The sequence below is a fragment of the Rudaea sp. genome (assembly GCF_036383415.1).
In the GTDB taxonomy this organism is placed as follows: Bacteria; Pseudomonadota; Gammaproteobacteria; order Xanthomonadales; family Rhodanobacteraceae; genus Rudaea.
Map to the genome: position 1 here is coordinate 1 of NZ_DASVOK010000164.1, position 11,619 is coordinate 11,619.

8 protein-coding genes are annotated in these 11,619 nt (G+C 65.2%); 1 reads left to right on the forward strand and 7 read right to left on the reverse strand.

Going from position 1 to position 11,619, the window contains the following annotated elements; translation table 11 throughout:
• Nucleotides 1-130 precede the first annotated feature (130 nt).
• The 7 genes from VF497_RS06210 to VF497_RS06240 all read right to left on the reverse strand — a co-directional run bounded on the left by VF497_RS06210 (nt 131) and on the right by VF497_RS06240 (nt 11,138).
• Entirely contained in the window at nt 131-1,351 is a 1,221-nt protein-coding gene (locus tag VF497_RS06210) for a serine hydrolase domain-containing protein (RefSeq protein WP_330886761.1), read from the reverse strand.
• Nucleotides 1,352-1,354: 3 nt separating this feature from the next.
• Nucleotides 1,355-2,608, reverse strand: coding sequence for a D-amino acid dehydrogenase (locus tag VF497_RS06215; protein WP_330886763.1), 1,254 nt, complete (start codon nt 2,606-2,608; stop codon nt 1,355-1,357).
• The gene (gltS, locus tag VF497_RS06220; protein WP_330886765.1) at nt 2,608-3,813 is read right to left on the reverse strand and encodes a sodium/glutamate symporter; all 1,206 of its coding nucleotides are present in this window, start codon (nt 3,811-3,813) and stop codon (nt 2,608-2,610) included. The genes VF497_RS06215 and gltS overlap by 1 nt, the downstream gene beginning before the upstream one ends.
• A gap of 6 nt (nt 3,814-3,819) precedes the next feature.
• Nucleotides 3,820-5,556 carry a gamma-glutamyltransferase gene (gene ggt / locus VF497_RS06225; RefSeq protein WP_330886767.1) on the reverse strand — a complete coding sequence of 579 codons (1,737 nt, stop codon included), beginning with the start codon at nt 5,554-5,556 and terminating at the stop codon, nt 3,820-3,822.
• A gap of 25 nt (nt 5,557-5,581) precedes the next feature.
• Nucleotides 5,582-8,116 carry a TonB-dependent receptor gene (locus VF497_RS06230; protein ID WP_330886769.1) on the reverse strand — a complete coding sequence of 845 codons (2,535 nt, stop codon included), beginning with the start codon at nt 8,114-8,116 and terminating at the stop codon, nt 5,582-5,584.
• Between the two features lie 208 nt (nt 8,117-8,324).
• Nucleotides 8,325-10,133 (reverse strand): amidohydrolase, encoded by a 1,809-nt coding sequence (locus tag VF497_RS06235; RefSeq protein WP_330886771.1) that lies wholly within the window; start codon nt 10,131-10,133, stop codon nt 8,325-8,327.
• Between the two features lie 102 nt (nt 10,134-10,235).
• Nucleotides 10,236-11,138, reverse strand: coding sequence for a LysR family transcriptional regulator (locus VF497_RS06240; RefSeq protein ID WP_330886773.1), 903 nt, complete (start codon nt 11,136-11,138; stop codon nt 10,236-10,238).
• A 169-nt stretch (nt 11,139-11,307) separates the two neighbouring features.
• Between VF497_RS06240 and VF497_RS06245 the strand changes: the two genes are divergently transcribed.
• Nucleotides 11,308-11,619 (forward strand): DUF1611 domain-containing protein (locus VF497_RS06245; RefSeq protein WP_330886775.1); only part of this gene is annotated, 312 nt, incomplete at its 3' end.

Here is an 11,619-nt window from a genome sequence, read left to right on the forward strand (position 1 = left end):
TGTCACCTTGCTCGACGGCAAGGCGGTGGGCGAGGGCAAGCCCGGTCCCACCTGGCGTCGCGTGTTCGACGAGTTCCAGGCGCTCAAGCAGCGTGAGGCCGGTTGATCCGAAGCCGCCATCGGCGGCGGTTTATTTTCCGCCGGCGAACTTTTCTTCGAGCGCGCTGAACGCCGAACGCCCATCCATTCGTTGTTCGGGCATGCCCGTCGCGAACCACGCCACACCGCTGCCGCGTTCGCGGTCCAGCCAGATGCCCGCCTGCACGCCATAGGCGGTGCCGGAATGGCCGATGCGGGCGACACCATCTGCGAACGGATCATCGCGACAACCGTCGGCGTGCGTGGCGAGAATCTGCATGCCCATGCCCCAGCGGCAGAAGAATCCCGGCTGGTGGTCGTCGCTGTCCTCCTCGAAGGTCAGCCCGTTGCGGCCGTCGTATTGCCACAGTGGCGTCGCCATCGCGCGCGCGGATTCGGGTGTCAGCAGCCGAGCGCCGTTGAGTGCGAGCCTGCCGTCGCCGAGCAGCATCATGCCGATGCGGGCGAGATCGACGCCGGAAATGCGCAGGCCGCATTGCGGTCCGAACAGTGCGCCGTTCTCGCCGGGGCGATAGCGCGACAAGTTGCAACTGCCATCGCGCGCGGGTCGCACCGTGCAGCCCGGCCGGCGGCCGTGATTGTCGTCCATCAACGGTTTGCCGCTGCTGTCGTAGAGCACGACTGCGCGTACGACGCCTGCATCGTCGCAGGCGGCCCAGCCGAAGCAGGCGCCGGTGCCGAGCGGCTCGAGCACGAGGCGCTGTATGAGGTGATCAAAACGCTCGCCGGTGACGCGTTCCATCACCTGTGCCACGACGGGAAAATTGAGGTTGGTGTATCGGAAATAGGTTCCCGGTACGTGTTCGCGATCCCACGCATGCGGGTCGTCAAGGGTGTCGCGCAGGCGGCCGTCGAGCGGCGTCTGCCAGTAGCCAGCGGCGTCGGTGAGGCCGGATCGGTGCGACACGAGCATGCGTAGGCTGATCGGAACATCCGGAAACGCGGGATTGCGCAGTTTGAATCCAAGATATCGGGAGACGTCGGCATCCAGCTCGAGCTTGCCGGCCTCGACCAGGCGCATCACGCCGATCGTGGTGACCAGCTTGGAAATCGAGGCGACGCGCACCGGATCGTTGGCGGTGATCCGACGCGCAGCGGCCTTGTCGGCAAAGCCCTCGGTCTGCACGGAAGTGATGCCGTCGCGATCGAAGCCGATGCGCACGCTCGCGATGGAGCCATCCGCATGCGCCGCGCCGGCGACGAGAAGCAGGCATGACAGGCCGCACGCCGACAGCACTCGTCCGATGTTCATGGCTCAACCATAGCGCGAGATATCCAGTCCTTCGCTGCTGATCTGCGGTGTTGCGCCGGCGATCAGGTCGGCGAGATAGCGCCCCGATCCGCAGGCCATGGTCCAGCCGAGCGTGCCATGGCCGGTATTGAGATAGAGGTTGTCGAAGCCGGTGGCGCCGATCACCGGTGTGCCGTCCGGCGTTGCCGGGCGCAGGCCGGTCCAGAATTGCGCCCGCGCCAGGTCGCCTGCGTGCGGATACAGGTCGGCGACGACTTTTTCCAGCGTCGCGCGCCGCCGCGGCGGCAGCGACAGGTTGTAACCGCACACCTCGGCGATGCCACCGATGCGGATGCGCTGCTCGAACCGGGTGACGGCGACCTTGTGGTTCTCATCGAGCACGGTAGACATCGGAGCCATCGCAGAATCGGTGATCGGTATCGTCAGCGAATAGCCTTTCAGTGGATACACTGGTAGGCGGATGCCCAGCGGCGCGAGCAACTTCGGCGTGTGACTGCCGAGCGCGAGCACGTAGCGGTCGGCCTTCTCGGTCCCGCCGTCGATGCGCATGCCGGTGATCCGGTTTCCCGAGGCTTCGATGGCTTGCACCGTGGCCTTGTAGCGGAACTCCACGCCGGCCGCTCGCGCACGCTCCGCCAGCCGCTGCGTGAACAGCGCGCAATCGCCGGTCTGGTCGCGCGGAAGGCGCAGCGCGCCGGCCAGCCGGTCGACCACGCCGGCCAGCGCCGGTTCCGCTTTCACGATGCCGGCGCGATCGAGCACTTCGTACGGCACGCCGTATTGCTCGAGCACGGCGATGTCCCTGCCCGCATCGTCGAGCTGCGCCTGCGTGCGGAACAACTGCGTGGTGCCGAGTTGCCGTCCTTCGTAGGCTATGCCGGTTTCCGCGCGCAACTCGTCCAGGCAATCGCGGCTGTATTCGGACAGGCGCACCATGCGCGCCTTGTTGATCGCGTAACGCCGCGCCGTGCAGTTGCGCAGCATCTGCAGCAGCCACAGGTATTGGCGCGGATCGAGGCCCGGCTGGATCAGCAGCGGCGCGTCTTTCGAGAACAACCACTTCAACGCTTTCAGCGGCACGCCGGGCGCGGCCCACGGCGAGGCGTAGCCGGGCGAGATCTGGCCGGCATTGGCGAAACTGGTTTCCTGCGCGGGCGCGGGCTGGCGATCCACCACGGTCACCTCGAAACCGGCGCGCGCCAGATACCAGGCACTGCTCACGCCGATGACGCCACCGCCCGCAACGAGTACGCGCATCACTTCCAGCCGTTGATGAAGAACGTGATCACGATGGCGTTGGTGAAGTCGATCAGGAACGCGCCGACCAGCGGGGCGACGAGGAAGGCGCGCGGCGCGGGGCCGAAGCGTTCGACCAGCGATTCCATCACCGCCATTGCGTTGGCCGTGATGCCGAGCATGAAGCCGGCGAAGCCGCCGGTGATCACGGCGGCGTCGTAGTCGCGGCCCATCAAACGCAGCAACGGCCAGCAACAGAATGCGACGACGATGATCGTCTGCAAGGCGAGATCGACGAGCAGCGGCGTCGCCATGCCGGCGAGTTCCCACAGGTGCAGGTCCATCAGCGCGACGGAGATGAACAACGAGAGGCAGATGCTGCCGATGCCTTCGATGCTCGGCATCGACAATCCGAACCAGCCGAAGCGATCGTCGAGATTGCGGATCAGTGCTCCGACGAGCATCGCGCCGGTATAGCTCGGCAGGGTCACGCCGAGCGCGTGCACGCCGTCGCTGATCCATGCACCCACGCCCATCGCGACCAGAAGCAGGACGATGTGCTTGAGAGTGCGCTGGATTCGTTCCGCCTCGCTGCAAGTATCCGTTGCCGCTACGGAGGCGATCTGCGCGGCGGGTACATTGGCACCGGATGATCCGCGCACAAGCTTGTAGCGCTCGATCAGCATCGTCGCCAGCGGCGCGCCGAGGATCGAGCCGAGCACGATGCCGGCCATCGCCGAGGCCATCGCGATGCTCGCCGCGCCGGCAAGACCGGCCTGTTCGAGCAGCGGTGCGAACGCGAGCCCGGTAGCCGGTCCGCCGGCGAGCGTCGACGATCCGGCGGCGATGCCGAACAGGGGATGCAGGCCGAACGCCTTGGCCACGCCGACGCCGACAACGTTCTGCACGATGGCGAGAAACGTCGCCAGGGCGAGCAGCAAGGCGACTTGCGGGCCGCTGACCCGAAGCAGGTTGATGCTCGCGTTGAAACCGACGCTGGCGAAGAACGCGATCATCAACGGCTTGGACAGCGACGCATCGAACTGCACCGGCACGTATTCCCAATGCCGGCACAGCAGCAACACGAGCGCGACGACCAGGCCGCCGATCACCGGGGCGGGGATATTGAATCGCGCAAGCAGCGGCAATCGCCGTCGGATGGCGTAGCCGGCGAGCAGGCAGAGGCCGCCGGCCGCGAGGGTCTGGATCGGGTCGAGGGTCAGCACGCGTGGTCAGTGCATCGCCTGGACTTTGCCGAGGCCGCTCTTGCTGCGCGGATCGCTGGCCGCCGTCTTCGTGTTCGTCGTCTTGTCCCAGACCACGACATTCATGTTGCCCCACGGCTCGCGCTCGCGCACGTCGTGGCCCATCGCCTTGAGCTTCGCGACCACGTCCGTGGGCAGGCTGCCGGGTTCGATCTCGACGGTGTCGGGCAGATACTGGTGATGGAAGCGTTTCTGCGCGGTGATCTCGGCTGCGCTCTTGCCGTCCATGAACGCGAGCATGCCTTCGAGCACCTGGGTCATGATCGTCGATCCGCCAGGCGAGCCGATCACGGCGAGGCGATCCTTGCCGATGACGATGCTCGGCGTCATCGACGAGAGCATGCGCTTGCCCGCGACCGGCGCGTTGGCTTCGCCGCCGATCAGGCCGAACGCATTCGGCTTGCCGGCGACGAGAGCGAAGTCGTCCATCTCGTTGTTGAGCAGCACGCCGCTCTTGCCGGCGACGAAGGCGGAGCCGAGCGTGGTGTTGACCGTGCAGGTCATCGACACCATGTTGCCGTCCTTGTCGATGATCGAGAAATGCGTGGTGTGCATGCCCGGCTCCTTGGCGTGCGCGGCCGGCAGCCATGCGGACTTCGTCGCCTGCTCGGGCAGGATGCTCTGGCGCAATCCGTCCGCGTAGTAGGGCGAGAGCAGCATGTCCATCGGCATCTTCACGAAATCCGGATCGCCCAGATATTCGTTGTGGTCGCGGAACGCGCGGCGCATCGCCTCGACTTCGTAATGGATGCGGTGCGCCTGATCGAGACCCTTCAGATCGATACCGGTAAGGATGTTCAACACTTCGCCGACGACGACGCCGCCCGACGACACCGGCGGCGCGGTGAGGATCTTGTAGCCGTTGTAGGTCAGTTCGATCGGCGCGCGCTCCCTGGTCTGGTAGCTGGCGAGGTCGGTCGTCGTCCAGGTGCCGCCGGCCGCTTTCACTGCCGCGACCATTTCCTCGGCGACTTCGCCCTTGTAGAAGCCGTCGGCGCCTTTTTCCGCGAACGCCTTCAACGTGCGCGCCTGCGCCTCGTCACGGAAGAGGTCGTTCGTCGTCGGCGCCTTGCCGTTCGGGAAAAACTTGGCCGTCGATGCGGCGTAGCGGTGCAACACGTCGGCGCGGTGGGCGATCGATCGCGCCAGCGCCTCGCTCGGATGGAAGCCCTTTTCCGCCAGCGTGATCGCAGGCTGCACCGATTTCGTCAGCGGCAGCTTGCCGAACTTCTGCGCGATGTAGGCAAGGCCCGCGGGCGATCCCGGAATGCCTGCAGCGAGCGGGCCGTTGAGCGAAGTATCGCGATTCGGCGTGCCGTCCGCGTTGAGATAGTCGGCGGATTTCACCGCCGCCGGCGCCATCTCGCGCGAATCGATGAACGTGTCCTTGCCGCTCGCCGCATCGTGGATCAGCGCCAGGAATCCGCCGCCGATGCCGGAGGCTTCCGGTTGCACCACCGACAGCGATGTGGCGACCGCCACCGCCGCGTCGACCGCGTTGCCGCCTTCGGCGAGCACGCTGAAACCGGCTTCGGTCGCGTGCGCGTTCGCGCTTGCGATCGCGGCCGTCTTCGTCGTCGTGCCGGTGTCGCGCGCCGGAACGGGCGTGCAGAACGCAACGACGATCAGGGCGACGGCGAGTCGATGCGGGCACCACGGGCTGCGGGGTGGGGTGTGCGATTGGGGCGCGGCGCAGTTGCTCATGTTCATGTCCATGTTCAGGCCAACCTTACCAACGGTACTGCACTTTGCCGTAGACGAACGAGCCCTGGCTGCCCCACGGCGAAGCTCCGGGGTAGGGGAACGTGCCGTTGTTGTCCTGGCTGGGAACGACGACGGCCGGATAGGTGTTGAACAGGTTGTCGACGCCGAGGGTGAACTTCAACCGGCCCACGCTGTAGTTCACGGCCGCATCGAAAATCCATTTGCCCGGGAACACCTGGTCGTCGTATGACGGATCGGTGCTGGATCTGGGGCCTGAAGAATAGAAGGTGACGCGGCCATAGCGCGTCGCACTCCCTGTCACGCTCCAGCGGCCGGTCTCGTAGGTTTCGCTCAGGATGATCTTGCTGCGCGGCGCGGCGTCGGCGAGCAGGCCGAGGGTGGCATTGCGGTCGAGGCGCAGGAAGGTGGCGCCGCTCAACTGGTTGAGCACGGCGGGATTCGGCGCGATGTTGGTGACCTTGTTCTTGTTGTAGGTCGCGGAGAACGTCGTCGTCAGGCTGCCCGAGTCGCCGAGGTCCGCACGATAGCTGGCCACGCCGTCGATACCCTGGGCGCGAACGGTGCCGGCATTGGTGAAGTAGCGGATGCCGCTGTATTGCAGGTTGCTGATGCCGTTCGCGGCCAGGTACTGGACGACCGATGGCGTTACCACCGAAAGCGTGCTCGACATCGCGATGCGGTCGTCGATGGTGATCCGGTAGACGTCGACGCTCGTGCTGAGCGCCTCGGTCGGATTCCACACGCCACCCAAGGTGATGCTTTGCGAGGTCTCCGGTTTCAACGGCGTGGCGCCGAGCAGCTTGGCCAGTGGATTGTCCACCGGGACCAGACCGCTCAGATAAATGCCTGCCGGCAATCCCAGCGAATTGCCGGAGCCGTAGGCGGACGAGGTGACTGCGGTGTAGTGCTGCTGCCCCAGCGTGGGCGCGCGGAAGCCGGTGGAGACGCTGCCGCGCAGCGCGAACGCCTCGGTGAAATCGTAGCGCAGCGACAGCGCGCCGGAGGTGGTGCTGCCGAAATCGGAATAGTCTTCGTGGCGTCCCGCCAGCGAGGCGCTCAACTTGTCGCTCAGGTTGGTCTCGAGCTGCACGTATTCGGAAAGATCATTGCGCGCGACCGATATCGCATTCGCCGGTCCCCAGCCGGCAAAACCCTGGGCGCCGCCGACGATGCCGGGCGTGCCGACGTAGTATGAGCCCAGCTCGCCCGCCTTGACGTCGTACGACTGGCGCAGCCATTGCGCGCCGAAAGACAGCGTCACCGGATTGGGCAGGAAGCTCGGCCGGATCTCGCGCGAGATGTCGACGTCGAAGGTCTGCTGCTGCGCCTTCAACTGGCCGTCATAGAAGTTGCGCGGACTGCTGCTGGTGTCGTACAGCAGTGCGTAGTTGATCGTGTTGAGGGTGCTGTAGAACACCTGGTTGCCGCCGTAGTTTGCACTGACATCCCAATGCCAGTCGTTCCAGGTGCCGCGCAGCCCCGCGACCAGCGAGCGGTCGATCGCGTCGCCATGCTCGAACGGCGTGAACCCGTCAGGAAAGACGGGCCCGAGCTTTTTGGTCACGGCGAGCAGCGAGGACGACGCGTAGGCCGGGTAGTTGCTGCCGTAGCGGAAGTAGGCGTAGGGATTGCCGACGCGCTGGCTCCAGTGGCCGAAGGCATAGAACTGCACGTCGGGGGTGAAATCGTACTGGGCGTTGAGGAACAGGTTCTGGGCTTCGAATTCGGTCGCGCCGGAATGGAATTTCACCCCGAGTTGCGCCAGCCCGGCGCGCCGGTCGGGGCGGGCGCGGTTGGTGGGGTCCTGGTTGATGTCATCCACGGCGAGGCGCAGCCAGCCCTTGTCGCCCAGCGGAACGCCGAAATTGGCCGAACCTTGCCACTGGTTGCCATCGCCCGCGGAATAGACGCCCTCCGAAAATTGCACATCGCCGCCTTCCGCACCTTTTTTCAGGATGACGTTGATGACGCCGGCCAGGGCATCCGATCCGTACTGCGCCGAGGCGCCATCGCGCAGCACTTCGATATGGTCGACGGCGGACATGGGAATGGTATTCAGGTCAGCGCCTTGCGAGCCCTGGCCGAGCTGGCCCAGGGTCATCAGCAGCGCGCCGGAATGCCAGCGCTTGCCGTTGACCAGCACCAGCACCTGGTCCGGCGACAGGCCGCGCAGTTCGAACGGACGCTGGAACGCGAACGTGTCCGAGGCAAAGAAGTTCGGGAAATTCAGCGACGGGACGAGGCGCGCCAAGGCTTGGGGAAGGTCGGTCGTGCCGGTCTGCAGCAGTGTTTCGGCGGAAATGACGTCGATCGGTGTCAGCGAGGAATTCACGGTGCGGCCGGCGGAACGGGTACCGGTGACGACGACTGTTTCCAGGTTTTGGCTCCTTGCCGCGGCAGAGCTGCCATCGGGTGTCTTGGCCGAGGCATTGCTCGATGCCGGTGGAGTCGTGTCCTGCGCTGCTGCGTTGGTGCCGAGCGCAAGCAGGATCGCGGCAGCCAGCAACGTCGGGACGGCGTAACCAAGAGATTTGCTCATCATTTCCCCACAGTGATTTCGTGTTCGTTGGAGTGAAGCGCTGCAGACCGACTCGATCTGATCGTGCAGCAAAGCATAGTTACAAGCATGCGAATGCCACCAATGAAAAGGTCGGCGCTTTGCATAACTTCAGGTTGTGGGGTTTCGCCGCGAACGGGCAGGCGATGGTTTCGCGCGGATTCGCAGCACGCGAGGCGCTGTGGTTTTCTCACTCCGCGTGATCGAATTCCGGCATCACTTCGAACGACTGCCCCTTGCGCCACTTGTCCGCATCGGGGCGTTGATACACGACCTTGCCGCCGATGATCGTGTACAGCACGCGCGTGCGCAGGATGTCTTCGGCGGGCATCGTCAGCAGGTTTCCCGAGAACACGGCGAGGTCGGCGAGCTTGCCCGGCGTGAGCGAACCGAGTTCGTTTTCCGCGTAAATCGCGTAGGCGTTGTTCCAGGTGTACGACTGCAATTCCTGCATGCGCGTCTTCGCCTGCGCGGGGAAAAACGTTTTCTTGCCGCGCGCGTAGGCGCGGGTGACGCCGCAGTAGAAATTCGCGATCGGATCGGTGTCCTCGACCGGCGTGTCGGTGCCGTCGAGCACGATTGCGCCGCTGTCGATGAGTTTCTTCCAGACGTAGGCGCCTTCCTCGGCACGTTTTTCGCCGATGCGCGACACCACCATCGGCGCATCCGAGCAGGCATGGATCGATTGCATCGAGGCAATCACGCCAAGTTGCGCAAAGCGCGGAATGTCCGATGGCGCCAGATGCTGCGCGTGTTCGATGCGCCAGCGCAGATTCCGCGCCTCGGGGCACTGAGTGAAAATGTCCTCGTACATGTCGAGCAATTCGCGGTTGGCGCGGTCGCCGATCGCATGGAACGCGACCTGGAATCCGTCGCGCGCGGCGATCTTCGCCATCTGGGTCAGATCGCTCATCTTGTTGACGTTGAGGCCGGTGAGTGTCGGCGCGTCGCTGTAGGGTTCGAGAAACCACGCGCTGTGCGTGCCGAGTGCGCCGTCGGCGACGTCCTCGCCGATGCCGCGCACGGTGAAGTGGTTGTCGGCGTAACCGATGCTGCGGTATTCGGCGAGATGCTTGTCGAGTTCGGCCGGCGATCTCTCGTCGATGTACACGTACAGGCGCAACGGCAGGCCCTTGCCGGCCTGCTGCTTCAACCAGTCGACCGCCCTGAAGCTCTCGCCCTGGTCGACGAAGCTGGTGATGCCCTTGCCGATCTCGTTCTGCACGGCCAGTTGCAGCGCGTGTTCGCGACGCGCTTCCAGTTCGCTTGCCGGCAGCGTCTTCAGGAACTTGTTGTAGGCCGCGAATACCGGATCGGCCGCGTTGTCGCGCAGCATGCCGGTTGCGCGGCCCTGCGCATCGCGCACGATGGCACCGCCGGCGGGGTCGGGCGTCTTGTCGCCGATGCCGGCGAGTTTCAGTGCCTGCGCGTTGGCGATGATGCCGTGGCCGCTGGCATGGTTGAGCAGCACCGGATTGTTCGGTGACACGGCATCGAGCGCAGCCGGCAGCGGCAGGCCATCCACGTTCGGTTGCGGCACTTTGTTCCACTTCGCCTGCTGCCAGCCCTGGCCGATGATCCACTCGCCAGGCTTCGCCTTGGCGACCGCGGCTTTCACCACCGCGACGACCTCGTCCCAGTTCGCCGGCTTGCCCACGTCGACCTGCATCAGCGACTCGCCGGTGTCCATCAGGTGGCCGTGATCCTCGATGAAGCCCGGCGTGACGAACGCGCCGTGCAAGTCGAGCACTTTCGTCTGTTTGCCGACGTAGCGCTTGATCGCGGCGTCGGTGCCGAGTGCCACGATCCTGCCGTCGCGCACGGCGAGCGCCTGTGCCTGCGGTTGCAACGTGTCGAGCGTTGCGATGTTCGCGTCGAGCAATACCAGATCGGCGGGTTGGAGCGGCGGCGGAAAGCCGCTCGTCTGCGTGTCGCCGGCATGCACAGCCGCAGAGATGGCAATGGCGAGACCCGGAATCAGTACACGGAACGATTTCATCGAAGTCCCTCTTCAACGCGCGCGAGTGTCGAGGATAGTCGTCGACTGTGCCAGGCGGCCAATGAAAAGACCCGCACGTGGCATAACCCTGTGTTTTGGAAATCAGCGTTGCGCGAGCATCTTGTGCGCGAGTTGCCGCACCAGGTCGAGGAATCGCTTCTGCACCGGATTCAACGGGTCGTCGGGCCGGTGCATTGCATACAGCACGACTTCGAGATGCGGTTTCAGCGGACGCATCTGCACGCTGTCCGCGTCGCCGCAGCGTGCCGTGAACGGATCGACCACGGCGAGACCTTCGCCCTTGGCGACGAGCGAATGCGCCAGCTGATACGTCTGCACCGAAACCGTGACCCGCGGCGCCGGCAAAACCTGGGCGAGGTGACCGTGCAGCGCGCGGCCGAGCGCGTCGCGCACGGTGATGCCGATCATCGGCTGGTTGGCCAGAGCCTCGATCGGCAGCGGCTGCGCCAACTCCTTCTCCGGCCACCAGCCCGGCGGCGCGATCACCATGACCTGTCCACGGCAGAGTACGCGCTGGCGCAGGTTCTGGTGGCCGGTGTCCTGCAGGGTGAGGCCGATGTCGGTGTCGCGCAGCGTCAGCGATTCGCACATCGCTGCCGAATGCTGCGTCGACAGTTCGGCCATCACGTCGGGAATCGCCTTGCGCAGCAGCGCGGTCGCGCCGGCGAGCAGGGTCAGCGCCAATGTCGGCGTGCAGGTGACGCGCAGCGGGCAATTTCCCGGCTGACCCATGTTCCTGGTCAGACGTTCGAGGTCGTGCACGTCCTGGATGATCTTCTCGATGCGGTCTCGCATCAGCAGCGCCTGCGGCGTCGCCTGCAGGCGCCCGCGCACGCGGCTGAACAGGGCGAAGCCGAGCCGGTCTTCAGCGTGTTGCAACGCCTTGCTGGCCGCCGGCTGCGAGATGTTCAGCAGCTTCGCCGCGGCGGTGATGCTGCCGGTGGTCAGCACGGCATGGAAGAGTTCGATGTAGCGCAGGTGCATGAGGATTTCGATCGGTTCGTTTTGCCGGCGAGGCTGGCGATGCGGAACTAGCATAACCACAACCCAAAGTTATGCCACGTACCGGTCTTTTCATTGGTGGCTGATGCTGGCCGCTGGTTATGCTCCCCGGACCTTTCGATGGACGGATTCAGGCAGGAGTGCGGATTTCATGAGCAGCCACGGCGAAGCAACCGGCAGCAACCGTTGGGGACCGCCGTACCTGCTGTATCTGGGCGGTCGGGCCGACGATCTGGCGATCAAGACCGCGCGCGGACTGGCCTATTGGCGGCCCGACTGGTGCATCGGGCAGAACCGACGCGCCGACTGCAACCAGACCCTCGATCTGCCCGACATGACGCCGGCGCAGGCCAGGGCCGCTGGTGCAAACACGATGGTGATCGGTACCGCCAACGCCGGCGGCGTAATGGCGAAGGAGACCGTCGCCGACATCATCGCCGCGCTTGATGCCGGCCTCAACGTG

Bases quoted from the DNA above. Each gene is read 5' to 3' on its own strand.
- VF497_RS06215 (WP_330886763.1), bottom strand. From the start codon at position 2,608: ATGCGCGTACTCGTTGCGGGCGGTGGCGTCATCGGCGTGAGCAGTGCC.
- VF497_RS06210 (WP_330886761.1), bottom strand. From the start codon at position 1,351: ATGAACATCGGACGAGTGCTGTCGGCGTGCGGCCTGTCATGCCTGCTT.
- VF497_RS06240 (WP_330886773.1), bottom strand. From the start codon at position 11,138: ATGCACCTGCGCTACATCGAACTCTTCCATGCCGTGCTGACCACCGGC.
- ggt (WP_330886767.1), bottom strand. From the start codon at position 5,556: ATGAGCAACTGCGCCGCGCCCCAATCGCACACCCCACCCCGCAGCCCG.
- VF497_RS06230 (WP_330886769.1), bottom strand. From the start codon at position 8,116: ATGAGCAAATCTCTTGGTTACGCCGTCCCGACGTTGCTGGCTGCCGCG.
- VF497_RS06235 (WP_330886771.1), bottom strand. From the start codon at position 10,133: ATGAAATCGTTCCGTGTACTGATTCCGGGTCTCGCCATTGCCATCTCT.